The organism is Paenibacillus residui (genome assembly GCF_042677205.1).
Classification (GTDB): domain Bacteria; phylum Bacillota; class Bacilli; order Paenibacillales; family NBRC-103111; genus Paenibacillus_L; species Paenibacillus_L residui.
Genome location: NZ_JBHTIU010000008.1, coordinates 209,046 through 232,288, shown reverse-complemented (window position 1 = coordinate 232,288; position 23,243 = coordinate 209,046). Strand labels below are relative to the sequence as shown.

Below are 23,243 nucleotides of genomic sequence, written 5' to 3'. Positions count from 1 at the left end.
AACCCTTGACCCCATTAGATTACATGTGTAATATTAATTTCAGACCACAAATGTAATCATGTTATGAAGGGAGTGTCTTATCATTTCACGTATATCCTCATCTGAATGGGAAATTATGAAAAATCTTTGGAATGCCAAGAAGCCTCTTACGGCTAATGAAATTATTCAGTCCTTGAAGGTTCAAACAAACTGGAGTCCCAAAACAGTAAGAACATTGATTGGAAGGCTCGTCCAAAAAAACGTTATCGGCATAGACCACACTGGCCCATCATACAAATATTATCCGTTAGTTACAGAAGAAGAAGGTACGAAATTAGAGACCCACAGCTTTTTAGCTAAAATGCGAGGAATTTCTATAAAGCCCATTTTGGTTCATTTTTTGGACGAGCAAAAGTTATCTAAGGAAGATATTATGGAATTAAAGAACCTCCTCGAAAAAAAGGAGGAGGAGTAATGCACAATTTCACCTCTTTGTTTGTTTCTATACTAAACGTCTCTTTTATGGCCGTAGTCGTGTTTATTCTTATCATACTTACCAAGCTTCTTCTCAAGAATCAGTTAAGCCCGCGTTGGAATTATTTGCTTTGGACACTTCTCATAGTCCGTCTTGCATTGCCTTGGTCACCAGAAAGCTCTTATAGCTTGTTTAACCTCTTTTCTTCAGACATTGTTATTCAGGCTCAAGACAATCGTAACCAAGCATCCGACCTGCTCACTGTGCAGACTCCTACCGACCCGATATTCATCGATAATGGAACAACTCAAAGCGTGCAAAACATTGATCAAACCATTAAGCAGCTTCCTGACAGCCAATCCAACCTTTGGAATGCGTTAGCTCTATTGTGGGGGGTTGGAATCTTATTAACAGGAATATATATGTTTTGGGTCAATCGACAATTTGCAATAAGCTTGCAGAAAGAAGCCCGTAAATGCCGTAACAGTTTCCTGCCTAGCATCTTAGAAAGTTGCAGGGAATCTCTGAAGATTAAAGCTAATGTTGTTTTGTTTGAATCAGATCTTGTCACTACGCCAACTTTGTATGGCCTTTTCAAACCGAAGCTGTTGATTCCGAGAACGCTCTTAGAAACACTTGACGAACAGGAATGGAAATATGTTTTTCTTCACGAAGTATCCCATATCAAACGAAAAGACATATTGATCAACGGAATTATGAATGTTCTACTTCTCATCCATTGGTTTAATCCTTGTGTTTGGATCGCCTTTAATCTAATGCGCAAAGACCAGGAAATGGCCTGTGATTCTTTGGCTTTAACCAAGGTAAGTCAGGAAGAGAGACGAAAATATGGCCTGACCTTAATCAAATTGCTGGAGCACTGGAGCAGCCCTATCCCTTTGTCCAAAGCTGTCTACCTATCAGGGAATAAAAATGATTTAAAAAGGAGAATGAATATGATCGGATCAAAGAAAAATTCGTATCGTTTATCCATTGTAGGTTTATTGATTCTAGTAATAATCGCTGCGTTAACCTTAACTGGGGCTAAGTCAAGTAATGCCTCGAACAATATGGAATTACCTGAAAAACAATTGGTTGAAAGAACTGTGCATAATTATTATAGAAGCATATACGAAAGAGACAGTAATTTATATTTATCCTCGGTAGCCAATGCCGACAGCCCTGCGCAACAATATTTTGCCTCACAGCTTGACGGAATTAAAATCGATTACGAAATTGTAAAAGCTGAAAAGATCAACTCTACCAAATATCAAGTATATGTCGCCAACCTGACACATGATAACAAACTACTTCCTGTTATTCCTTATGATGTTGTACTTGAAGACGGCCAGTGGAGGCTGGATCGTTCCACCATTAGTATCATTCCTAAAGAGGAGATTCAGAAAATGGTCGATGCAGGTAAAGTTATCCCTAAAGATTCTCCTTTTTATGACAAAGTCGTAAGTGAGAATGAACATTTCATTATAAAAAAAGCTCCTAACGGAGCACTATAACTACCCAACCCACTGGGTATTAGAGGTAGCTTATTTATTCTAAGTCTTTATTTGCACGCAAAAAAAGAGGAGCATCATTAATTTGATGTTCCTTTACATTATGTATAAAAAGAATACCGCCGAGGGTAATTTTTTATCCGAAACATTTTGTGCGTACTTCGTCGGTATTGTCATCATTCATTCCGGAAGCCCTCTTGGCCCTATGTCAAAGCAAAAAAGAGAACCTGCCAACGGGGCCAGGTTCTTAAGGGAATATATTTTAAAAAGGGGGTCATGTGTTTATATTAACCGAATGATGTTAACATACCATAACAGAAATATTTCAATTAGATTACAAATTTGCCTCCGCAGCCCGTCCAGTCCGTTCTTATGACAGCTAATTCGAATGCTCTCTCTACACCTGTGGACAATTTTCCCTTCATCCCCACTTGCGCCGATCTTGCTAACATTAATAATTTTGCTGAGGCTCAGCATACTCTCCTCGGGAAATAGGCAGCGATAAATTTCTACGATGAATCTCCTCAAGAAGGAGCGAGATAAATTCCCTATCCAGTTTTAACTCCACCGCTTTTTGATAAGTTTCCACAAGCATGTCGTCATTCAATAGAGTCATTGGTCTCACCCTTTCTTTCATTTGTTCCATCGTACCACTGTTCAAAAATTAGAACAACCGTTCCGTTATCCACATCAACCTGTGGGCAACCTGTAGATAATTTGTTAATAATCGCCAACATCCGACAATATCTCACTGTTAGTAATGTGAATAATCTTATCCACAACCAAAGCATCCTTTTTCTTTTTGAAAATATTTTTATGAAAATTATCCGATAATCGATTTTCAATGAAATATAAATCGTACTAGACACTGCTGGGCCATCCGATCATGCACTGCTCTTTATGAAGCAGGATGTGGCGGGGTAACATTTCACTCCAACGTGTGCGGCGGAGTATGGGATAAACAAAATGCATTTTGTTACGAAACCTGGAAACGTTATTCGGGCAAAACGGCTCTTTTCCATTTTCTTACTAAACTCCATATCGCTATTGACCAAAAAAGAAGGCTATGGAGCAGGATTTCGCCCAAATAACGATTGTGAGTTTCGTTATATTTGCAGTGGCATCGTTTTTAAGGCAATAACGTTACCCAGATTCGTTAGCGAGATTGAAACCGGACGGGAGCCGGGCAGATGACCAGTTAGTTATTCCGCAGGTAGAAAATCAGGCACTGATTTCCAGGTTGAGCCTCTTATATTAAAAAAAACACACTCCCTTCGGAGTGCTCAATTAACTTGCATGAGAGAAATGGACAAATCGTCAGCCATTCGTTGGAAGTACGATTTCTACCGTCGTACCTGCTCCCAGGGTGCTTTCTATATGAATCTTCCCTTTATGATTTTCAATAATTTGATGGCAGATCATCAGCCCGAGTCCGTTTCCCTTCTCTTTGGTCGTGTAGAAGGGTTCCCCCAGCCGGGGCAGCTGGTCCTCCGCTATTCCTTTCCCCGAATCGGAAAATCGGATCCGGATGCCCTGTTCCGCCAATTCCCCGGTAATTAACAAAAGGCCGCCCTCCGGCATTGCTTCAATAGCATTCTTGACCAAATTGACGAAGACCTGCTTCAATTGATGCTCATCGCACAGAACCTTGGGCAGTTCCTGGGGGAAATGACAGTTGATTTCCACATTGTTCAGAATCGCCTGAGAATCAAGAACCGTGACGATATCCGTAATCATGGCGGTCAGGCTGCGATATTCAAATTCTTTGTCCTGTGGCGGCTTGGCAATCAGGATAAATTCTCCAACGATGTAATTCATCCTCTCCAGCTCGGATAGCATAATGTCGTAATAATTCTGGTTCTCCGCGGACTTGGATTTCAATAATTGCACGAACCCTTTCAAAGCGGTGAGAGGATTTCGGATTTCATGGGCAAAACCGGCGGCCAGTTGGCCTACCGCCGACAGCTTGTCCGATTGCCGAAGCAGCCTCTCTTTATGCTTTCGCTCCGTAACGTCTCTAAGCACCGATTGAAAAACGGGCCGATCCAGGTATTGGAAAACACCGGTGCTGGAAGATTCGATTTCGATGACCGTACCATCCTTGCGAATCATCCGGAATTCCGCGTACTGGAAAGACTCTTCATTCGCTTGAACGACGCCGGCCGCCCCATTCTTCACGCGCTCATGATCCTCCGGATGAGTGAACTGATATAATGATTGTCCCAGCAGTTCTGACTCCTCTTTGACCCCGAACAGCCGAAGAGCTGCGTCATTCGCATAGACTATAATTTCTTCACTGTGAAAAATAATCGGTTCCGGCGACATTTTGATCATTTGCTGGTAGCGCCGGTCTCTTTCCTTCAAGGAATCCTCCATCCGTCTCCGTTCTGTCATATCATGCACAATGATAAGCAGCATCTTGTGCAGATTCCACTCCAGGACCTTCCTGTACAGACGAACCTGAACGGCATTCCCTTGTTTATGGACTAACGTCCATTCACATAAATCCCCTCCTTGAGCCGGCAGCCATTCAAGTGATTCCGGGTCGGGTCCGACCAGGCCGGCTGCCGTTAGTTCTTGTCGCGAGAGCTTCACCATCTCCTGCCGGCTGTATCCCGATTGCCGGCAAATGACGTCATTTGCCAAACAAATACGGGATGGCCGGCCTTTCCAATCGACTTCCAGTAACATTATGCCTTCACTGACGTTGTCGAATATTTCCGCAAATAGAGCACGAGCTTCTTTCAACCATAACTGCTGGTCTGGAAACCTGCCTTTCCATTCGAAAGATTGACTTCCCCCTGGCTCCCGCCTCATGTTATTCAACTCCACTCTTGAACCAAGTGTGTGAAGCTCCCACGTTAACATCTATTTCCAAAAGTAATTATACTATTTTATACCCATTTAGAGTATTGTCTGTAATGAAAAAATGGATTTTTTTCAAAAAATTGTTCTCTTAACCTTTATTAAGGCTCGTATTGAAAATAAATCCGGCTTCCGGGATCCATTTGCTTTCCGAGAGGTCCCTTCCCCTTATCTTCACCGTGCTGCCGTTAACTTCGATATAAAGCCCTTCGCTGCGCCCCTTGCCAGCCGGGCGATTGTTATCCTTCCATGGTTCATAGACAGACGAGCTGTTGACCATCCAGAAGCCATCCCTCCGAATCATTCCCCTATGAGACAATTCCCAATGGGTATGGCCCGTGAACAAGACCACTTGAGGATAACGTTGAAGCAATCGCTTCAACGATTTATGCTGTACCACTCCCCGCTCTTCACTTCCCGATACGGTGCCGGGCAGCGGTTGATGAAGGAACACAAAGATCGGACGCCCGGATTCCGCGTCTTCCGCAAGCTTGTCAGACAGCCACTGAAGCTGATCCGATGATAAATACGCGTCTTCCTTGAAATCGGGGTCGCTCTGTCTGTACTTTTCGGATCCGAGAACGATAAAGTGGAAGCCCTTGATCCAATAATCCTCATATACTTTCTCCCGTTTAGCAAAAGATAGGAAGCGGCTGATCGACGATTGGTCCCGCTCCCCATTGGGAAAGCCTGCCTGATCCCATCGTCCCCACTTATTGATCCAGGCCTGATAAAATTCATGGTTGCCTATCGAAAACAGAATCTTATGAGGATGAGGAGTCCGGTTTAGAATATGTTTGATTTCCTCATAGTCTGCCGGAGCCCCGTTTCCTAAATCTCCATTGATAATTAACGCATCCGCGGCAGCATTAATTCTGTGCAAATCTTCCAGGGCCGACTTGAATTTGCGCTTGGAGTCCATGTCCCACGACTGTACATGAATATCACTTAATACGAAAAAGCTCAGCCTTGCTTCTGCAGCTTCGGCAGCGGAGGGGGAAGATGGTGAAGCGGCAGCATTTGCGCCCGGCACAGCCAGACAGCAAACCAGCATCAGGAGAAGAAACCGTTTGTTCATCCGTTGTTTGATCATCTATCATTCTCCTTGACGTAAATTGAAGAATGAAGCGAGGCTTCACTTCATCAAGTGACCGTAAATCTTCACATAAACAACAAGCCATGAGGTTGCTCGTCTCAAGCCTAGAACTGCATAAGGCAAGCTTCAGGAAGCCTAAGTTATGCTTTATTGTTTGCCGATGCCAAAAAAATTATAAAAAAAGCTCTTAACGGAGCCTCTTCGAAGAAGAATAACCCGGTTTTAAAGGTAACTTTTTATGCCAATTAGAAAGTTGTTCCATTTTTAATGCTTTAATGAACTTAAACTTTCTAATGTGGTGAAAAAAGCAGGCCCAACAATCCTATTGCAAGGATTAACGGCCTGCTTAGCTATCAAACTATTATTACATTCCGAGCCATTTCTTGAACAAATGCTTCGTCGTATCTTTATTAATCGCCGCAATGGATGTCGTGAGCGGAATTCCTTTCGGACAGGAGCGGACACAGTTCTGCGAGTTACCGCAGCCTTCAATTCCGCCATCCTGCATAAGTGCTTCCAGACGCTCCTCCTTGTTCATCTCGCCGGTAGGGTGAGCATTGAACAAGCGGACTTGAGAAATAGCGGCCGGTCCAATGAAGCTCGACTTGTCGTTTACGTTCGGACAAGACTCCAGACATACTCCGCAGGTCATGCACTTGGACAATTCGTAAGCCCATTGACGTTTGGTTTCGGCCATTCTAGGACCGGGACCGAGATCATAAGTACCGTCGATCGGAATCCAGGCCTTCACCCGTTTCAAAGCGGAGAACATGCGCTCCCGGTTGATAACCAAGTCGCGTACGACGGGGAAAGTTTTCATCGGAGCAATGCGGATCGGCTGCTCAAGCTTATCCAATAGCGCCGAACAAGCCTGGCGGGGCTTGCCGTTAATGATCATGGAACAAGCGCCGCAAACTTCCTCCAAACAGTTGGATTCCCAGCATACCGGAGTCGTCTTCTGACCCTTGGAATTTACAGGATTTCTTTGAATCTCCATTAATGCGCCGATTACGTTCATATTCGGGCGGTATGGAATTTCGAACTCTTCGGTGTATGGACTCGAATCTGCGGTGTCCTGCCGGGTAATATGCAGTTTAATTGTTTTTTGGTTTGTTGCTGTTGCTTCAGCCATGCTCATGCTCCTCCTTTCTTATCAGTCGTATAATCCCGCTTGCGTGGAGGGATGAGGGAAACATCGACATCCTGATACGAAATTTGCGGACCTTCTTTCGAGTAGGATGCAATCGTTGTTTTCAGGAAGTTCTCGTCATCGCGCTCCGGGAATTCCGGCTTGTAATGCGCCCCGCGGCTTTCGTTACGCATCAAGGCGCCGATCGTCATGGCGCGGGCCAGTTCGAACATGTTCCACAACTGACGGGCAAAGCTTACGCCCTGGTTATTCCAGCGGGACGTGTCGGTCATGCTCAGGTTTTTGTAACGTTCCATCAGTTCCTGAATTTTGTCGTCTGTTTCCTGCAGCCGCTTGTTGTAACGAACAACGGTCATATTGGCTGTCATCAATTCTCCAAGCTCTTTGTGAAGAGCATAGGCATTTTCCGTTCCATCCATGGATAGCAAGCTTTCATATTTTTCTTCCTGCTTCTTGCATTCACGGTCGAATACGGTCGAGGAGACATCTTCGGCATGTTTGTTCAATCCCTTGATGTACTCGATCGCTTTAGGACCTGCAACCATTCCTCCGAAAATAGCGGAAACCAGCGAGTTCGCACCGAGGCGGTTAGCACCGTGAATCGAATAGTCGCACTCTCCGGCGGCAAACAAGCCTGGAATATTCGTCATTTGATTATAGTCGACCCACAAGCCGCCCATCGAGTAGTGAACGGCCGGGAAGATTTTCATCGGAAGCTTGCGCGGGTCGTCCCCTACGAATTTCTCATAAATCTCAATGATTCCGCCGAGCTTAACATCCAATTCCTTCGGATCTTTATGAGACAGATCCAGATAGACCATATTCTCCCCGTTGATTCCAAGCTTCATATCTACGCACACGTGGAAAATTTCCCGAGTGGCAATATCCCTGGGAACGAGGTTTCCGTAAGCCGGATATTTCTCCTCCAGGAAGTACCACGGCTTGCCGTCTTTATAAGTCCATATCCGTCCACCTTCTCCACGTGCGGATTCAGACATCAGACGCAGCTTGTCGTCACCGGGAATAGCCGTCGGGTGAATTTGAATAAACTCGCCGTTGGCATAATGAACTCCCTGCTGATACAATGCGCTGGCTGCCGTTCCGGTGTTGATGACGGAGTTGGTCGTTTTACCGAAAATAATTCCGGGACCTCCGGTAGCCATGATGACCGCATCGGCGCGGAAGCTCCGAACTTCCATGCTGCGCAAATCCTGGGCGGTAATCCCGCGGCACACTCCTTCATCGTCAATGACAGCGGAAGTAAACTCCCAGTGCTCGAATTTCTTGACCAAACCGGCCGTTTCCCAGCGCCGGACCTGTTCGTCCAAAGCGTACAGAAGCTGCTGGCCGGTAGTTGCTCCCGCAAAAGCCGTACGGTGATGCTTCGTTCCTCCGAACCGGCGGAAATCAAGCAAGCCTTCCGGTGTCCGGTTAAACATGACTCCCATCCGGTCCATTAGATGAATAATGCCCGGAGCCGCTTCACACATCGCTTTAACCGGCGGCTGGTTAGCCAGAAAGTCTCCTCCGTATACGGTATCGTCAAAGTGCTCCCAGGGAGAGTCGCCTTCCCCTTTCGTATTTACAGCGCCGTTAATACCGCCTTGAGCGCAAACGGAGTGTGAACGCTTGACCGGCACCAAGGAAAACAGGTCTACATGTACCCCCGCTTCGGCGGCCTTAATCGTCGCCATTAGTCCAGCCAAGCCTCCGCCTACTACGATAACCTTTGAATTAGCCATTGCCGTTCACCTCTTACAGTTTTGTCAAGACAGTCGTGTCTTTAAATTCCGGATCCAAGAATCCGACCAGTGCAAGAATGCCCATAAGCGAAACGAGTACGAATACCGCCATCCAGATATAGCTGGAAACCCGCTGGGCACGCGGACCGACGGTAATTCCCCAGCTTACCAGGAAAGACCACATCCCGTTGCTGAAGTGGAAAACTGCCGCTACGATACCGATAATGTAGAGCACGAAAGCCCAAGGCTGCGTGGCAATTTCATGCATTCTGACACCCAGCTCTTCATGAGTAACGTTCCCCAACGCCACTTGCACCCGGGTTTCAAATACGTGCCAGGAAACGAACAGGAGCGTGATCACTCCGGTTACTCTCTGCAGCATGAACATTACGTTTCGGAAATACCCGTAGTTAGAAACGTTATTCCGCGCCGTATAGGCCACGTACAAGCCGTAAACACCATGGTAAAGAAGCGGAAGCCAGATGCCGATCAGCTCAAGGCCGAAAATAAACGGCAAACTGTTGATCCACTCTACCTTGTCGATAAACCCTTGGTGGCCTTCGTTAAAGGCCGAGTAGTTCATCAGCAGATGCTCGACCAGGAAGAATCCGACCGGGATGACGCCAAGCAGTGAATGCAGCTTGCGGTAATAATAAGAATTTCCTGCCATCTGTAAGAGTTCCCCTTTCAAAAATATGAAGCTTGTCAATCCAAACCAATACCAATTGTACTCCCACCCTTACTAAGCGTCAACAATTTGTAACATTTTTCGAGGATCGGCAGGAGTTTCCCGGAAATCAATCGGTAAAGCTTAGTTTACCTTAGCTTGCCAATGCAATATACATCCTTGTCTTCCGGGAGAAATTTTGTGAACATTAAGTGACATCTTTCATTGTAAGCCTTTAGCGCTTATAATGGAAGTGCTTATTATTTATATATGATTATACCTATCATGCATAAGGATATAACTATCCAGGAGGGTTTGAAGTGGAAAATCTCGATGCTTTCGCTGTCGTCGTGGAACAAAAGAGCTTGAATCGCGCTTCCTCCGTGCTGAATATTTCTCAACCTGCCCTTTCCCGTAAAATCATGAAGCTGGAAACCGAGCTCGGCGTCCATCTGTTCGAACGCAAAGGCAAGCGGCTGGAGTTGACCCGGGCAGGCCAAATTTGCTACGAAACCGCGGTGGAGATGCGGCGGCTGCAAAGAGAGATGCGGCATACCTTGAACCAGTTCCGGTCCGGTCATGAAGCGGTCAGCCTGACGGTAGGCGCCAGCTTGACGACTCTCCAGTCTACCCTTCCGGATCTGATCTCCTTCTATACTAAGGACTTTCCGCATACGGACATCAAAGCATTAACCGGAAAAACTCACGAAGTGGTCACGATGGTGAAAGAACAGAAGGTCGATATCGGATTGGTCGCATCGCGAACGGAGAGCCCGGGGCTTACCTGCCTTCCTTTGTTCGATGACCATCTTTGTCTCGTGCTGCCCGCAGGCCATCCTTATCTGCATCTGAAGACGATCACGATGAGGGAGATTCATGACCTGCCGATGATTCTTTTTTCCAAAGGAACTTGGTACCGGGTCCTGATGGATGAATTATTCCATCACTACGCGGTCTTTCCAAATGTAAAAATGGAGATTGACTCTTTCGAAGCGATCATCCGCCTTTTGTCTACAATCCAGGCCGCAACGCTGCTGCCCAAATCTTATCTGCACCGGCAGCTGCTGGAGAATAACGAGCTGACCGTACGTTCGATTCCCGAACTGGAGGAGAAGAAAAGAACGACCTCTCTCCTGTTTACAACGGACGCGCCGCAGGATCCCGTCATCCGCTCCTTTATCGATCTTGCCAGGGAATTCTTCACACGGGAAAGACCCGCTCGGAGCGATTTCCAATAGTCGGGCAGCTACGGTTAGTTCTGCAGCGCTGCCCGGTTCTCGCCGAAAATATTTGCCTGCTAGGCTCATTCTCTCCATAATCGGGAGCCAACAAACAACCGGCCTGCAGGGGATGAACCTTGCAGGCCGGCGAATGATTTGAAGAAGGCTATTTATTTATAAGCTGATCTTTCGAATGACTCAATCTGCTCATTGGTGCCGATGACTACCATAATATCGTTGGATTCTACGATGTCATCGGCGGTAGGAGCGATAACCATTCCGCTCTTCTTGTTAATAGCCACTATACTGCAGCCATAGGTCGCTCTAAGATCAAGCTGCTTTAACGTCTGGCCGGACATCTTGGCCGGAACCGACAGTTCCGCGAGCGTGTATTCCTCAGAGAGCTCGATATAATCGAGCAGATTAGGCGACACCAACTGGTGAGCAACTCTTGCCCCCATATCCCTCTCGGGGAAGATGATCCGGTCCACTCCAATCCGCTCCAGCACTTTACCGTGCAGATCGGAGAGAGCCTTGGCCACCACCTTCTTGATCCCGAGGTCCTTCAGTACAATGGCTGTCAGAATGCTGGCCTGTATATCGTCGCCTATCGCCACGACCGCACAATCGAAATTTCGGATGCCCAGCGACCTGAGCATATCTTCATCCGTAGAATCGGCTTCAACGGTATAGGTCAGCTCTCCGCTCATTTCATTAACGATTTCCTCGCACTTGTCGATCCCCAGTACCTCGTATCCCAGTTTCACCAGCTCTTTAGCCAAGCTGGATCCGAATCGGCCCAGTCCGATTACCACATACTGATTTCCTTCCATGGTTTCAAGCTCCTATCCAATCGTAATTTTGCCTTCCGGGTACCGGAACAATTCTTTCTCTTTCTTCGGATTTAGTGCATAGGCTAATGTTAGAGGTCCAAGCCGGCCAAGAAACATTAGAAAGGAAATGATGATTTTTCCGATCGTCGACAGCTCCGGAGTCAACCCCATAGACAATCCAACCGTACCGAAGGCTGAAGTAACTTCGAACAGGATCATCAAGAATTGATGGTTCTCCGTAGTAGACAACACCATGGCCGAAATGATAACGATAACCAGGGCGAACAATGTTAGCGTAATGGCTTTATAAATCCGGTCCTTGGCCAGCCGATGGCGAAACATGACGATGTCGTCCTTGCCTCGAACCATCGCTATCATGGCCCCGATCAGGATAGCGAAGGTCGTTGTCTTGATACCTCCCCCGGTCGAACCGGGCGAAGCCCCGATGAACATCAGAATAATCAGGAAGAATTGAGTGGCCTGTCTGAACGAGCCGACATCGAGCGTGCTCACTCCACCCGAGCGCGGGGAAACCGCGTGGAAGAAGGAGGCTAACACCTTGCTTCCTCCATTAAGAGGCCCGAGCGTAGCCGGATTAGTAAATTCGAAGGTGAAGATGACCACCGCCCCTCCGACTATAAGAACCGCCGATGTGAACAGAACTACTTTCGTATGCAGCAGAAGCCTCTTCCGCTTCTTATATTCCATCAAGTCGGACATCACGATAAATCCGATTCCGCCCAGAATAATCAGGGCCATAGCTATAATGCTGACGATCGGGTCGTTCGTAAACAGCGCGAGCCCGCTGAATCGGCCGCTGACTCCCCCGAATAAATCGAAGCCGGCATTATTAAACAACGAAATGGCATGAAACATTCCGAAGTAGACAGCTTCCGCGAACGGAAAATCAACGGACCAGCGCAAAGTAAGCAGGACGAAGGCCACGAACTCTATACTCAGCGAGTAAATAATGATTTTGCGGATGAGGCGGACGATTCCTTCCATGCTGTTCTGATTGAGCGCCTCTTGAAGAATAAGCCGCTCACGGAGCGATATTCTTTTTTTGAGCACCAGGGCAAAAAGCGTCGACATCGTCATAAAGCCCAGGCCGCCAATCTGGATAAGCAGCATAATGACCATCTGGCCGAAGACGGAATAGGTCGTCGCCGTATCCACAACTACGAGCCCCGTCAGACACATGGCTGAAGTAGCCGTGAACAATGCATCCACGAAGGGCACGGAACGGCCGTCAACCGACGCCATCGGAGTCGTCAGCAGGATGGTTCCTATCAGTATAATGATGATAAATCCGGAAGCCAAAATTTGCGGCGGATGCATTTTCGTAAACAATCGTTTCAGCAACGTTCATTCTCCTCTGGAAACAAAAAAAGCACTGGAAAACCAATGCTTTAGGCGTATGGTATCCTGACAGCAAGCCTACGAGGTTAGCTGACGGATTCGGGTGTGCAGGCACCCTATTTGCATTGGAACTAGCAAAATTCACCCCAGTTAAATGGTTCCCCCGCTTTCTAAAAGAAATTCGGCTTCTATTTAATTGATAACGATTATATCCTGCTTTTGGTCGGTATACAAAGTCTGTATTTTAGGAAAAAATCATGCTGTAAGGAAGTATTCGGGCAAAATGGTCAGGCAATGCAAGATTTCATTTTATTTTCACGCGATTTCCTTGCCTTGCATTGAATAAGACGAGTCGTTTCTTGAAGCTATCAAGCGGTTTCCGTATTTTCGATAACGGTGAAGAGACACGGCCCAAGCAGAGGTAATCACTGGAAACAGGCCGTTATCTATGGTACTTTGGAATGAAGAAGATTATTGCGGAGGAGAATGCCCGTGGTTCCACACAGAATAAACCGTCCTCTTATTTGGCTGGCCATTATCGGCATAGTGTTATACTTCGGCGTCATCCTGATCAACCTGCTTCCCGGCGTTAACGGCGTAGAGGAAGAATTGTCCGGGCCGAAGGTGACTGAAGAGCAAGCGGCCGACCTGGCCCGGCAATTCGTCCACACCAAACAACCGGACTACACCCCTAACAAGATCAATATTATTTATCAGTCGGACAAAGGCTTGAGCGGTTATTTGCAAAAAGCGAAGCTGACCGAGGAATACAGCACCCGGTATGGAGACAATTATCCTCTCGATTATTGGGAAGTTCAAATGTTCGATTCGAGAAATCGTCTGAATTGGATCATTTTTGTCGGATTGAATGAACCCAAGGTGACGGCATGGAATCAGAAGCAAGCGGCCCCTGCCTCCTCAGGCTCTCAAGAAAGCCGGCGCTTGCTGGCCGAAAGCTTCCTGGCCGAGAACGGATATGATCCGGCGGATTTGCAGCTGATGCAAGGGTCCCGAAGCAGCCTGCTCATGTACGAAAGTGCCAAGGAGAGCATCGGCGAATCCAGGCTGCAGCTCGGAGTGGCCGTAAGAGGAGAGGAAGTTGTAGGCTTCGTTCCTTCCTTCTCGGTTCCGGAAAGCTTCCGCCAATGGCTTGCCGGGCAGGAGCGGTCTGCCGGCCTGATGTCTTATATCGGACTGGGCGGCATGTTTCTTTTGAGTATTGCGGCCTTGATCCTCGTTATTATTAACCGGAAGAAGGTCCGGTTCTCGCGGGGAATCCTCTTTGCTCTTATTTTCGCCGGGCTATACGGCCTTCACACGATAAATAGCTGGCCGGGAGCAAGCACACAAATTCCTCCGGAGGATGCCGCTATCTTCAACGTAGTCTATATTGTGTTTACCTTTCTAATTATTGCGCTGCTGGCGGGCGCACAATATTTTGCAGCCATATCCGGTGACCAATTATGGAGAGCGCAGGGCTGGAATCCTTGGCCAAGATGGCGAGATTCCAACTTTGGGGAGGATATGTTTTACGGAATGGGCCGAGGATATTTGCTCTGTTTGTTTATTCTCGGGGTACAGCAGGTTCTGTTCTTCATTGCCGGCGAAGCCTTCGATTCATTCGCAGTCAACGATCCGACCCAATCCGTGCTCAACATGTATTGGCCCGCCTTATTCCCGCTTCTTGCGTGGATGGCGGGAACCTCCGAAGAAATTATGTATCGGCTCTTCGGCATCGCCTTGTTTCAGAAGTGGTTCCGCCTCCGCTTCCTGGCAGTCCTGGTGCCGAGCATCATTTGGGCCTTGGGCCATACCGGCTACACGATTTATCCTAGCTACACAAGGTTGTTCGAGGTGGCCGTGCTGGGGATCATCTTTGGATACATTTTCCTGAAATACGGCTTGATGACCGCCATCTTTACCCATGTCACGATGGATATTATTCTGATGGCTTTGTCACTGATGACGACTACACCCAGCACATCGAATATTCTGATCGGGGTTGGGTATATCCTGATGCCGGCTATAACCGGATATATATTGATGTGGATCCACAGCCTGTTCCGTAAACGATCGGGCCCCGCGTCTACGGTATAACCGGAATCGGCCGAGAGAATTCCCGGATCCCGGAAGGCCGGTCAACGATAAACGGCTATTCCGTCCTTTGGACAGACGCGTTTAGGTGAAACTTATCTTTCTTATATTTCAAAAAAAAGTGCACCTTAAACCCTGTTTTACAGGGATCATTAAAGGTGCACTTTTTATATGCATTAAGCCGTTTAATCAAAGACGACTGAGTCGCCCTCCTCCTCGGTCTTCTTGTCCTCGCGGAGGGATGAAAGAATAGTTTCCGCCAGCTTCTCACCGATGCCTAACGGGCGAAAATCCTCAACGGCCGCTTCTCTTATTTTTTTCAGGGAGCCGAAATGCTTCAGCAGCAGCTTCCGCCGCTTCTCGCCAATACCGGGAATGGCATCCAATTGGGAGGCCACCATCGATTTGCCCCGTTGTTCGCGGTGGAAGGTAATGGCAAACCGGTGAACCTCATCCTGTATGCGCTGGAGCAAATAAAATTCATGACTGTCGCGCGGAAGCGGAACAACCTCCGGAGGATCTCCGGTCATAAGCTGGGCCGTTTTATGCTTGGCGTCCTTGACCAGCCCGCAAACCGGCAGGAACAGCCCCAGCTCATTCTCAAGCACATCCACGGCCGCCGATATCTGACCTCTGCCCCCGTCGACGACAATCATATCCGGGAGCGGCAGCCCTTCTTTCAGCACTCTTTCGTAGCGCCGCCGGATAACCTCCCGCATCGTCTCGTAATCATCCGGTCCTTGGACGGTGCGGATTTTATACTTGCGGTATTCCTTGCGATCCGGCTTGCCATCCACGAATACAACCATCGCGGACACCGGGTCGGTTCCCTGGATGTTCGAGTTATCGAAGGCCTCGATCCGGTGAAGGGTGCCCGTTCCGAGCCGTTCCCCCAAATTCTCCACCGCTTTGATCGTCCGCTCCTCGTCTCTTTCAATCATCCGGAATTTCTCTTCGAGAGCCACTCGCGCGTTATCCGATGCCATATCTACCGCATGCTTCTTGACTCCCCTTTGAGGAAAATGAACCTTCACATGCAGCCACGACTCCAGAGCTTCTTTAATAACTTCCTTGTCTGCTCCGCCTGCGTGGAACGCGTCCTCGTCTTCTTCAGCCTTACCCTCCGCCGGTTCAGCCCTTTCAGCAGGACTAAACGATCCCTCTGACTCTTCACGGACAGCTTCATCATTTGCCGCGGAAAGCTGTGCTTCGGAACCTGCCGCCGTCTGGGGGTTAGTCGCCTCGGCATTCTCCTCCTCATTGGTCTGATGAGGGTTGGCCGGCAGATGAATTTCCTTGGGCAGAGCCGGATTCTCACTGTAATATTGGGTGACGAAGGTCAAGAAATCATCATAGGGCTCCCCATAGTACGGGAACACCGTAACATGCCGCTCGATCATTTTCCCTTGGCGCATGTACAATATTTGCACGCACATCCAGCCTTTGTCCACCGCGAAGCCGAAGACATCCCGGTCGACCTGATCGGCGACGGTAATATTTTGCTTCTCCATCACCGCATCGATATGCGCAATTTGGTCGCGCAGCTCCTTGGCCCGTTCGAACTGCAGCTCTTCCGCAGCCTCGAGCATCTTGCGTTCAAGCTCCTGGCGGATTTGTTTATGCCCCCCGCTTAAGAAACGGGTAATCTCCTGGATCATCCGCTCGTATTCCTCGGGCGCCACCTCATATTCACAGGGCGCGACGCATTGTCCGATATGATAATAAAGGCAAACACGGTCGGGAAGCTTCCGGCATTTGCGCAGCGGATACAGGCGGTCCAGCAGCTTCTTCGTTTCCTGGGCGGAATAGGCATTCGGATAGGGGCCGAAATACTTCCCCTTATCCTTAACGACCTTGCGGGTAACCTCCAGCCGGGGATGCTCTTCATTGGTTATTTTAATATATGGAAAAGACTTATCGTCTTTCAGCAGGACGTTATACCTGGGATAATACTGCTTGATCAAGTTGCACTCGAGAATAAGGGCTTCCACATTATTCGCCGTCACAATATATTCGAAGTCCCGAATTTCGCTGACCAGACGCTGGGTTTTGGCGCTGTGGCTGCCGGTGAAGTAAGACCGGACACGATTCTTCAATACCTTGGCTTTACCTACGTAAATGACGGTCCCTTCCCGGTTCTTCATTAAGTAACAGCCCGGTTTATCCGGCAGCAAGGCCAATTTACGGCGAATGTTCTCCTGAATCTGTCCGGAGCGTTCTTCCATTTCGCCATCCTCCTTCCCATAATTTTGAGGTTGATGATACTAAAACCGCTTTAACAAAGTTTCAATTATATAATTTCAGGTTTCTTCTAACGAGTATGAAACGATATTTTTGCAGAACGAACGTCAAAAAAAAGCTCCTTTTCAGCATAGCAGAAAAAGAGCTTTTTTACATGCCTGTTATTTGGCAGATTATTGATGACGGGAGATAACACCCTTCAGAGCATCCTTGGATTGAAAACCGACAACCTTATCTACCGGCTTACCGTCCTTGAACAGGATTAAAGTCGGAATGCTCATGACTCCGAAACGGGACGCAGACTCCGGATTTTCATCTACGTTTAATTTAGCGATTTTCACTTGATCGCCGATTTCACCGTCAAGCTCTTCCAGTACAGGAGCGATCATTTTACAAGGTCCGCACCATGGCGCCCAGAAATCGACCAGAACGGTTCCTGTGCTTTCCACTTCTTCGTTAAAAGACTGATCAGATACGTTTACTATAGCCATTTTATGGAATCCTCCCTTAATTGTACTATATATTTGTGGATCATGTGACTTCTACGTCAACATGTAAAGTATACCACAATCCCCCCTGTTTTCATAACCCCTCTTTGCCGGGGTATAGGTATGGCCTCTTGGGATGGCCAGCGGGAATAATCCTCTGCAGGGAATCACAGACTAGAAAATGACGGCTCTCCCTCATAAGCAATACCCATTTATGAACAATTTATGGCCAACTTGTTACGATCAACCTCAAATGCAGGGGAACGCGGCCAGGGAGGGTTTACAACTTTCCACCCGGTTGGGTATACTGATAGGAGACTAATATGCGAACCTGCGCTTAGCTGTTATTGTGAACCGAATTGGACCTGTCAGCATTCAGCGCATTGATACAGGAGGGAATTGCAATGCTAGAACCTAATCATCCCGGTCATCATGTGAACGAGGAACCGAGGAATGACTTCATGGATGTCGCGGTGGGATTTGGCGTCACAGCCGGAGTAATGCTCCTTATAGCGGTTATTGCAACGATTATCGAAGTGGCTATGAAATAATAATGGATTTATCAAGGATAAACGGCTATCGCCGTCCTTAGGACAGGCGCGTTTACCGATGAAATATAAGATCAGGAATCTTATATTTTGAGAAAAGTCTGAAAGGACCATGTCCCTTCAGACTTTTTCTATTTATCGGCCGGGTGCGGATTATTCCGTCTCTCCGGCCTTGCTGCGTTTATTATACCCCGTCACATGAACCACCTCGACAAAATGACGGATGCGGTCCATGATCCGTTGTCCCTTGAATTCTTCTTCGCCGTCTTTACTTGTGAAGCTGAAGTGCTTCTCGAGATCATCCAGCTCATAGTTGGAGGTGAAGAAGGTCGGCTTCCGGTTCATCCGATAGTTGAGGATGGTCCCGAGGACATGGTCCCTTAGCCACGGGTTCATATTCTCCGCCCCGATATCGTCAAGAACGAGCAGATCGGTTTCCTTCAACAGATCGATAGTTTCCTTCAGCTTCTGCGGATCCTGAAACATCGATTTCAGATCCTCGGAGAAATCAGGCATATAGACAATCGCGCCGGTTAATCCGACCTTCGCCAATTCATACAGCATATAGCACATGAGAAACGTCTTGCCCGTTCCGAAAGGTCCGGCCAAATACAAGCCTTGCCGCTGCAGACCTTGCTCCTTGGTCTTCAAGATGTAATCCATGATTTGATCGACGGCCGCAGCCCTCTCCCAGTCCTTGCTAAGAATTTCATCCGCCGAATATCCCTGGTTCAAGGAGCGTTCATCCACATAAAAGCTGCGTATCCGGCTGCGGATGGAATCCTGATTCTGCTTTGTAATAAATTTGTCGCAGCTTGCCTTGCGGTCATAAATATAGCAGCGGTCCTGAGTCGTCTCGACCGAGAGTACCGTATAATGACCCTCGAAATCATTCGGACATCGCTCCAGCCCCGGACACTGGCTGCAGTTATTCCGTTCCTTAACGAATTGATAAAATTTATTCAGATTAAGGCTAATCTCTTCATCCGTTACTTCCGGATGCAGGAGACGCCATTCGCGCACGGCCGGATCAGTCGCTACTTGCTTACGAATCTCTTCCCGGTTCTTCCAAAGCGGTGTGCCGGAAAATTGTTTTAGTAAATCAGCCAGCGATTCCATCTGTCTCCCCTCCTTCCAAGGAAATCTGCCCAAGGATTACAGCTTGCCGTCCAGCTTCAATGCTTTGCGGCGCATGGCTTCGATTTCCGCCTCGGTCAACCGTTTGACGCTCTGAGGCTTGTCTGTAATAATCGGAATCTTCGGCTTGCCGGTCTTGCCGCCTCTTCCCTTTCCCCCACTGCTCCGGAGTGCTGCCTTGGCGGCCGCCTCCTGCTTATAGCGCCGCATCTCTCTTATGTATTCGACCGCCTGCTCATATGTGGAGACCTGCTTGCCCAGCATATCCGAAGCGACCGCCTCGATCGATGATTTCGCCCATGACCGGCGATCGACGTGAATGTAATGAATAAGGACATTAATTACTTCTTCGTTCAATTTATAGTTAAGATCGATCTTCTGAAAAATATCCAGAACGCCGTCCGGTACGGTCCCCTGCGGGAAAAAACGTTCCAGCACAAGCGTATAAGGCTCGTTGCGGAGAATGATATTATATTGATGAATATCGCACTGGCCTTGAAACAAGGCCGGGACTTCCAAATAATAAGCCATCTCCACCGGCTTCTCCGCGGAAGCCTGATCCTGCGGTGCGGTTTCCTTCTCCGCCTGTCCGCCCAGTTGGCGTACCATCTGCTCCTCCCGTTTTTTGCTCTGGCGGTAATACAGATTGGCTCTGTAGCTCAGCACTTCATCCTGGAGCATGCCCTCTTCGGTGAAAACATCGTCCTCGTCCAGCAGGCGGCACGTTTCCAGCAGTGTCAGCCGGTATTTCTTGGCAATCATATTGATCGCCGCCAACTGATCCGGCCGGAATTTAAGCCCCTCAACATGCTGCCTATTAATGGACTGGCGCGGGAAACGGCGAATGATATCGGCATATCCGTAGCCCTTGGTCATTACATCCGGACCCGAGGCTGCCTCCGCTCGCCCGGAAGCTGTCTGGTAGAACGCCTGCTCCAGCTCATAATCAATAATCTGCGTATTAAGCTGAAACAGATCATAGAACGGTACGGACAGATTTTCCGCTTGCGATTCACCTAGCTCTATCGGCTGTTCCGCTATAAATTCATCCTTCAGCGACAGGAGCATATATTTGCCTACCTTATCCCTGAGCAGAAGAAGCAAATGCTGGTTCTGGAAAAACTCTGCCGGCGGCAAAGGCCTCGACAGCTGATACTCGTAAATGTAGTCCTCATTGGAAGTGAGATAACGGCGGGATGTCTGCAGGAGTCCTACGGCCTCCAGCTTGGAGGTCTGCTCGATAAATACGGAACGGCCCCGCTCACCCGGGTCCAGCTCCAGGGTTAAGAACAGCTTGCGCTGCTGCTCCAGCTCGGAATAGCCTACCCGGTCCCCCGAAAGCTGTTGGTATAACGTCAAGTATACACTGACGGCAAACGCCCCGACCATCGGCTGATAAAGGCTGCCGAGCAGTCTGTAATCCAGCCCGCTCAACGAGAAATCGCGGCATATGCAAAACCTGTGATTCTCTGTAAAATGAAGCATGTTCGTTATACGCATACTACCCGACTCCATCCGCCTGTAATCTTGTATTTCTTCATTCTATCATATCCTCCATCCCTCAAAAAGAGATTAAAAGGCCAAAAACGGAAGACCCAGAATCTTCTTCAAGCGTCCTCCTAATAAACTTAACAAAAAAAAGAAAAAACCTCTGCCGAGGAGAGGTTTTTCCTGTTGGGCGGCATCTAGAACATCTTGTAGCCCTTCACGCGCAGCATCTTGATCGTATATCCGCTCATGACCGCTCCAACCAAGCCGCTGATGATGGGAAGATAATCCGCCAGGGTGTATCCCTTGATGTTTTCAATTAACGAAGCGGCGCCCCAGGACCAGTAGACAATCCCGATCACAAAAATAATATAAACGTAAATGGGAAGCCATGTTGTCTTCAGAAGCATATTGATGATGAAGCCCAGTCCGAAGAACATGCAGAAGCCCAATAAAATGAGCACGACCAACTGCACCAAGTCGATTATAATCATTCTGACTCATCCCCTATGTTCATTCCGTGCCAGCGGATTAAATATTGTCTTGATAATATTGTAGCCCAACCGAAAAGTAAAAGTAAAGGGAGAACGAAATTCCAAAACGGCAAATAGTCCGGCCACTATAAAGAAGTCAATAAATTGCCATCTTTGTAACGGCTTAGCCGTTTGCCCTCGCCCGTTGAATTGGCTACAATGAATGAAACGGAAATGATACCGGCCGTAACGATCCCCTTCGGCCATCGGCCAACAGGACCTTCTCCCCCGGGACAAGCTGCTGCTTTTGGCAATCCACTTTCCGTCATACCATGTTTTTCATTGAAGGAGTGAATATATAGTGAGCGAAGCGGTACAAACATTGGAAGGTTGGTATGCTCTGCACGATTTCCGGTCCATCAACTGGGCATCCTGGAGATATGTGAGCAAGGAAGAGAGGAAGGAAGCCATCGAAGAACTCCAGCAGTTCATGCAGGATTGGCAGTCCGTCGAGAATGATAAGCTGGGCAGCACGGCCGTATACAGCATTGTAGGCCAGAAAGCCGATCTTGTCTTCATGCACCTGCGGGAAACGATGGAAGAATTGAATGAGCTGGAGACTGCCTTTAACAAGACGGCATTCGCCCAGCATTTGCTGCCGGCCTATTCGTATGTTTCCGTCGTGGAGCTGAGCAGCTATATGGCCAAGCCCGGCTCTGATCCGATGCAGAATCCCGAAGTGGTTGCCCGGCTAAAGCCGATACTGCCTAAAACGAAACATATCTGCTTCTACCCTATGAACAAGCGGAGGGAAGGCAACGACAACTGGTACATGCTGAGCATGGAAGAGCGCCGCGAATTTATGCGCAGTCATGGAATGATCGGGCGCAGCTACGCCGGACGGGTTAAGCAAATCATTACCGGTTCCGTCGGATTGGACGACTGGGAATGGGGAGTTACTTTATTCTCCGACGATGCTCTTACGTTCAAGAAGCTTGTCTATGAGATGAGATTCGACGAGGCCAGTGCGAGATTCGGGGAATTCGGCGAATTTTATGTAGGCAACCTGCTGGATCCCGCGAAAGCGGAAGCCATGCTGGCACTGCCTTCGGACAAGTAAGAGGCTCCCGACGAAGCCGTTTCGAAGAAGAATAAACCGGGTTGAGGTTAACTAAACAAGGATAAACGCGCCCGTCCTTAGGACGGGCGCGTTTACAATGAAATATGAGAAAAACTCCTAACGGAGTATTTCATGGATGAGCGACCGCGTTTAAAGGATGTTTTTATCGCCAAATAGAATTTGAAGTTATTCATGACGCAATAACTTATAAATTCTGATTGTGGTAAAAAAAGCTCCTAACGGAGCCATCTCGAAGATGAATAACCCGGTATTAGAGGAAGCTTTTTATGCCAATTAGAAAGTTTGTTCCATTTTAATGCTTTAATGAACTTAAACTTTCTAATGTGGTAAGAACAGGTATAGATGAAAACTTATACTTTCTTATATTTTAAACGAAGGCTGTCCGCATAATAGCTGGACAGCCTTTATTTTGATTGTATAGCGGACTTTCGCAATTCACGGAGTTTCTAGGACTCCCTTGCCTCCCCGGATTCCCGTGCCATTTCCTTGCTCTTCAAATATTCTTCGGTCGCCCTGTCCCTCTGCCGGCCTTTCTCCTTAAGCCGCTCAATGGCAGGCATAATCAGAAGGTCTATTTCCTTCTGCACGGGATAAGCCAGGTCATATCGGTTGTGGGATTCCAGAAATTGGCCGACCTCCATCAGGGCATTGTAGCGGTCCAATTCCTCCCGGGTCAACAGCCCTCTGACCTGCACACTGCAATGTCTCATTAACGGACCCTCCCAAGCCGGTTATA

20 protein-coding genes and 1 riboswitch are annotated in these 23,243 nt (G+C 48.0%); of the genes, 6 read left to right on the top strand and 14 right to left on the bottom strand.

The features are described from left to right. Positions 1 to 79: 79 nt before the first annotated feature. Both ACFQ03_RS03090 and ACFQ03_RS03085 read left to right on the top strand, forming a co-directional pair. On the top strand, positions 80 to 454 hold the full coding sequence (locus tag ACFQ03_RS03090; protein WP_379285990.1) for a BlaI/MecI/CopY family transcriptional regulator: 375 nt from the start codon (positions 80 to 82) through the stop codon (positions 452 to 454). Continuing rightward, positions 454 to 1,968: a M56 family metallopeptidase gene (locus tag ACFQ03_RS03085; RefSeq protein ID WP_379285965.1), complete on the top strand. Its 1,515-nt coding sequence runs from the start codon at positions 454 to 456 to the stop codon at positions 1,966 to 1,968. Before ACFQ03_RS03090 ends, ACFQ03_RS03085 begins: the two co-directional genes overlap by 1 nt. Positions 1,969 to 2,416: 448 nt before the next feature. Here ACFQ03_RS03085 and sda read toward each other — a convergent pair whose 3' ends face one another. From sda to ACFQ03_RS03055, 6 genes are all read right to left on the bottom strand, one after another. Continuing rightward, positions 2,417 to 2,581 (bottom strand): sporulation histidine kinase inhibitor Sda, encoded by a 165-nt coding sequence (gene sda, locus ACFQ03_RS03080; RefSeq protein WP_144932268.1) that lies wholly within the window; start codon positions 2,579 to 2,581, stop codon positions 2,417 to 2,419. Between the two features lie 701 nt (positions 2,582 to 3,282). Beyond that, positions 3,283 to 4,782 carry a PAS domain-containing sensor histidine kinase gene (locus tag ACFQ03_RS03075; RefSeq protein WP_379285963.1) on the bottom strand — a complete coding sequence of 500 codons (1,500 nt, stop codon included), beginning with the start codon at positions 4,780 to 4,782 and terminating at the stop codon, positions 3,283 to 3,285. A 139-nt stretch (positions 4,783 to 4,921) separates the two neighbouring features. Next, positions 4,922 to 5,923, bottom strand: coding sequence for a metallophosphoesterase family protein (locus ACFQ03_RS03070; RefSeq protein WP_379285961.1), 1,002 nt, complete (start codon positions 5,921 to 5,923; stop codon positions 4,922 to 4,924). A gap of 367 nt (positions 5,924 to 6,290) precedes the next feature. Beyond that, positions 6,291 to 7,058, bottom strand: a complete 768-nt coding sequence (gene sdhB / locus ACFQ03_RS03065; RefSeq protein WP_379285959.1) for a succinate dehydrogenase iron-sulfur subunit — start codon at positions 7,056 to 7,058, stop codon at positions 6,291 to 6,293. Positions 7,059 to 7,060: 2 nt separating this feature from the next. Further along, entirely contained in the window at positions 7,061 to 8,818 is a 1,758-nt protein-coding gene (gene sdhA, locus ACFQ03_RS03060; RefSeq protein ID WP_379285957.1) for a succinate dehydrogenase flavoprotein subunit, read from the bottom strand. A gap of 13 nt (positions 8,819 to 8,831) precedes the next feature. Further along, the gene (locus ACFQ03_RS03055; protein WP_144932277.1) at positions 8,832 to 9,488 is read right to left on the bottom strand and encodes a succinate dehydrogenase cytochrome b558 subunit; all 657 of its coding nucleotides are present in this window, start codon (positions 9,486 to 9,488) and stop codon (positions 8,832 to 8,834) included. A gap of 317 nt (positions 9,489 to 9,805) precedes the next feature. Here ACFQ03_RS03055 and ACFQ03_RS03050 point away from each other — a divergent pair, with 317 nt between their 5' ends. Beyond that, positions 9,806 to 10,723, top strand: a complete 918-nt coding sequence (locus ACFQ03_RS03050) for a LysR family transcriptional regulator (RefSeq protein ID WP_150960135.1) — start codon at positions 9,806 to 9,808, stop codon at positions 10,721 to 10,723. Between the two features lie 152 nt (positions 10,724 to 10,875). On the opposite strand, the gene ACFQ03_RS03045 is transcribed toward ACFQ03_RS03050, so the two are convergent. Both ACFQ03_RS03045 and ACFQ03_RS03040 read right to left on the bottom strand, forming a co-directional pair. Continuing rightward, a complete protein-coding gene (locus ACFQ03_RS03045; protein WP_144932281.1) occupies positions 10,876 to 11,538 on the bottom strand; it encodes a potassium channel family protein in 663 nt (220 codons plus the stop codon). 12 nt (positions 11,539 to 11,550) lie between these two features. Beyond that, positions 11,551 to 12,876: a TrkH family potassium uptake protein gene (locus tag ACFQ03_RS03040; RefSeq protein WP_144932527.1), complete on the bottom strand. Its 1,326-nt coding sequence runs from the start codon at positions 12,874 to 12,876 to the stop codon at positions 11,551 to 11,553. A gap of 82 nt (positions 12,877 to 12,958) precedes the next feature. Next, positions 12,959 to 13,094, bottom strand: a riboswitch (cyclic di-AMP (ydaO/yuaA leader). A 295-nt stretch (positions 13,095 to 13,389) separates the two neighbouring features. On the opposite strand from ACFQ03_RS03040, the gene ACFQ03_RS03035 reads away from it, so the two are divergent. Continuing rightward, positions 13,390 to 14,994 (top strand): CPBP family intramembrane glutamic endopeptidase, encoded by a 1,605-nt coding sequence (locus ACFQ03_RS03035; protein WP_379285954.1) that lies wholly within the window; start codon positions 13,390 to 13,392, stop codon positions 14,992 to 14,994. 182 nt (positions 14,995 to 15,176) lie between these two features. On the opposite strand, the gene uvrC is transcribed toward ACFQ03_RS03035, so the two are convergent. Together uvrC and trxA are read right to left on the bottom strand one after the other, a co-directional pair. Next, the gene (gene uvrC, locus ACFQ03_RS03030) at positions 15,177 to 17,216 is read right to left on the bottom strand and encodes an excinuclease ABC subunit UvrC (RefSeq protein WP_379285952.1); all 2,040 of its coding nucleotides are present in this window, start codon (positions 17,214 to 17,216) and stop codon (positions 15,177 to 15,179) included. Positions 17,217 to 17,405: 189 nt separating this feature from the next. Further along, positions 17,406 to 17,723: a thioredoxin gene (gene trxA, locus ACFQ03_RS03025; protein ID WP_144932287.1), complete on the bottom strand. Its 318-nt coding sequence runs from the start codon at positions 17,721 to 17,723 to the stop codon at positions 17,406 to 17,408. A 401-nt stretch (positions 17,724 to 18,124) separates the two neighbouring features. Between trxA and ACFQ03_RS03020 the strand changes: the two genes are divergently transcribed. Beyond that, the gene (locus ACFQ03_RS03020; protein ID WP_144932289.1) at positions 18,125 to 18,271 is read left to right on the top strand and encodes a YqzM family protein; all 147 of its coding nucleotides are present in this window, start codon (positions 18,125 to 18,127) and stop codon (positions 18,269 to 18,271) included. 150 nt (positions 18,272 to 18,421) lie between these two features. Here ACFQ03_RS03020 and dnaI read toward each other — a convergent pair whose 3' ends face one another. The 3 genes from dnaI to ACFQ03_RS03005 form a co-directional block, all read right to left on the bottom strand. After that, the gene (gene dnaI / locus ACFQ03_RS03015; protein ID WP_379285949.1) at positions 18,422 to 19,387 is read right to left on the bottom strand and encodes a primosomal protein DnaI; all 966 of its coding nucleotides are present in this window, start codon (positions 19,385 to 19,387) and stop codon (positions 18,422 to 18,424) included. Positions 19,388 to 19,423: 36 nt separating this feature from the next. Continuing rightward, positions 19,424 to 20,905 carry a DnaD domain protein gene (locus tag ACFQ03_RS03010; protein WP_144932292.1) on the bottom strand — a complete coding sequence of 494 codons (1,482 nt, stop codon included), beginning with the start codon at positions 20,903 to 20,905 and terminating at the stop codon, positions 19,424 to 19,426. A 185-nt stretch (positions 20,906 to 21,090) separates the two neighbouring features. Then, entirely contained in the window at positions 21,091 to 21,387 is a 297-nt protein-coding gene (locus ACFQ03_RS03005) for a YuiB family protein (protein ID WP_186328147.1), read from the bottom strand. Between the two features lie 340 nt (positions 21,388 to 21,727). Between ACFQ03_RS03005 and hemQ the strand changes: the two genes are divergently transcribed. Next, positions 21,728 to 22,486 carry a hydrogen peroxide-dependent heme synthase gene (gene hemQ, locus ACFQ03_RS03000; RefSeq protein ID WP_144932294.1) on the top strand — a complete coding sequence of 253 codons (759 nt, stop codon included), beginning with the start codon at positions 21,728 to 21,730 and terminating at the stop codon, positions 22,484 to 22,486. 467 nt (positions 22,487 to 22,953) lie between these two features. On the opposite strand, the gene ACFQ03_RS02995 is transcribed toward hemQ, so the two are convergent. Then, positions 22,954 to 23,217, bottom strand: coding sequence for a hypothetical protein (locus tag ACFQ03_RS02995; protein ID WP_144932296.1), 264 nt, complete (start codon positions 23,215 to 23,217; stop codon positions 22,954 to 22,956). Between the last annotated feature and the right edge of the window lie 26 nt (positions 23,218 to 23,243).

Excerpts from the sequence above, each read along its gene's own strand:
- ACFQ03_RS03085 (WP_379285965.1), top strand. The coding sequence starts at position 454 with ATGCACAATTTCACCTCTTTGTTTGTTTCTATACTAAACGTCTCTTTT.
- sda (WP_144932268.1), bottom strand. The coding sequence starts at position 2,581 with ATGACTCTATTGAATGACGACATGCTTGTGGAAACTTATCAAAAAGCG.
- ACFQ03_RS03075 (WP_379285963.1), bottom strand. The coding sequence starts at position 4,782 with ATGAGGCGGGAGCCAGGGGGAAGTCAATCTTTCGAATGGAAAGGCAGG.
- ACFQ03_RS03070 (WP_379285961.1), bottom strand. The coding sequence starts at position 5,923 with ATGATCAAACAACGGATGAACAAACGGTTTCTTCTCCTGATGCTGGTT.
- sdhB (WP_379285959.1), bottom strand. The coding sequence starts at position 7,058 with ATGGCTGAAGCAACAGCAACAAACCAAAAAACAATTAAACTGCATATT.
- sdhA (WP_379285957.1), bottom strand. The coding sequence starts at position 8,818 with ATGGCTAATTCAAAGGTTATCGTAGTAGGCGGAGGCTTGGCTGGACTA.
- ACFQ03_RS03055 (WP_144932277.1), bottom strand. The coding sequence starts at position 9,488 with ATGGCAGGAAATTCTTATTATTACCGCAAGCTGCATTCACTGCTTGGC.
- ACFQ03_RS03045 (WP_144932281.1), bottom strand. The coding sequence starts at position 11,538 with ATGGAAGGAAATCAGTATGTGGTAATCGGACTGGGCCGATTCGGATCC.
- ACFQ03_RS03040 (WP_144932527.1), bottom strand. The coding sequence starts at position 12,876 with ATGCATCCGCCGCAAATTTTGGCTTCCGGATTTATCATCATTATACTG.
- uvrC (WP_379285952.1), bottom strand. The coding sequence starts at position 17,216 with ATGGAAGAACGCTCCGGACAGATTCAGGAGAACATTCGCCGTAAATTG.
- trxA (WP_144932287.1), bottom strand. The coding sequence starts at position 17,723 with ATGGCTATAGTAAACGTATCTGATCAGTCTTTTAACGAAGAAGTGGAA.
- ACFQ03_RS03020 (WP_144932289.1), top strand. The coding sequence starts at position 18,125 with ATGCTAGAACCTAATCATCCCGGTCATCATGTGAACGAGGAACCGAGG.
- dnaI (WP_379285949.1), bottom strand. The coding sequence starts at position 19,387 with ATGGAATCGCTGGCTGATTTACTAAAACAATTTTCCGGCACACCGCTT.
- ACFQ03_RS03010 (WP_144932292.1), bottom strand. The coding sequence starts at position 20,905 with ATGCGTATAACGAACATGCTTCATTTTACAGAGAATCACAGGTTTTGC.
- ACFQ03_RS03005 (WP_186328147.1), bottom strand. The coding sequence starts at position 21,387 with ATGATTATAATCGACTTGGTGCAGTTGGTCGTGCTCATTTTATTGGGC.
- ACFQ03_RS02995 (WP_144932296.1), bottom strand. The coding sequence starts at position 23,217 with ATGAGACATTGCAGTGTGCAGGTCAGAGGGCTGTTGACCCGGGAGGAA.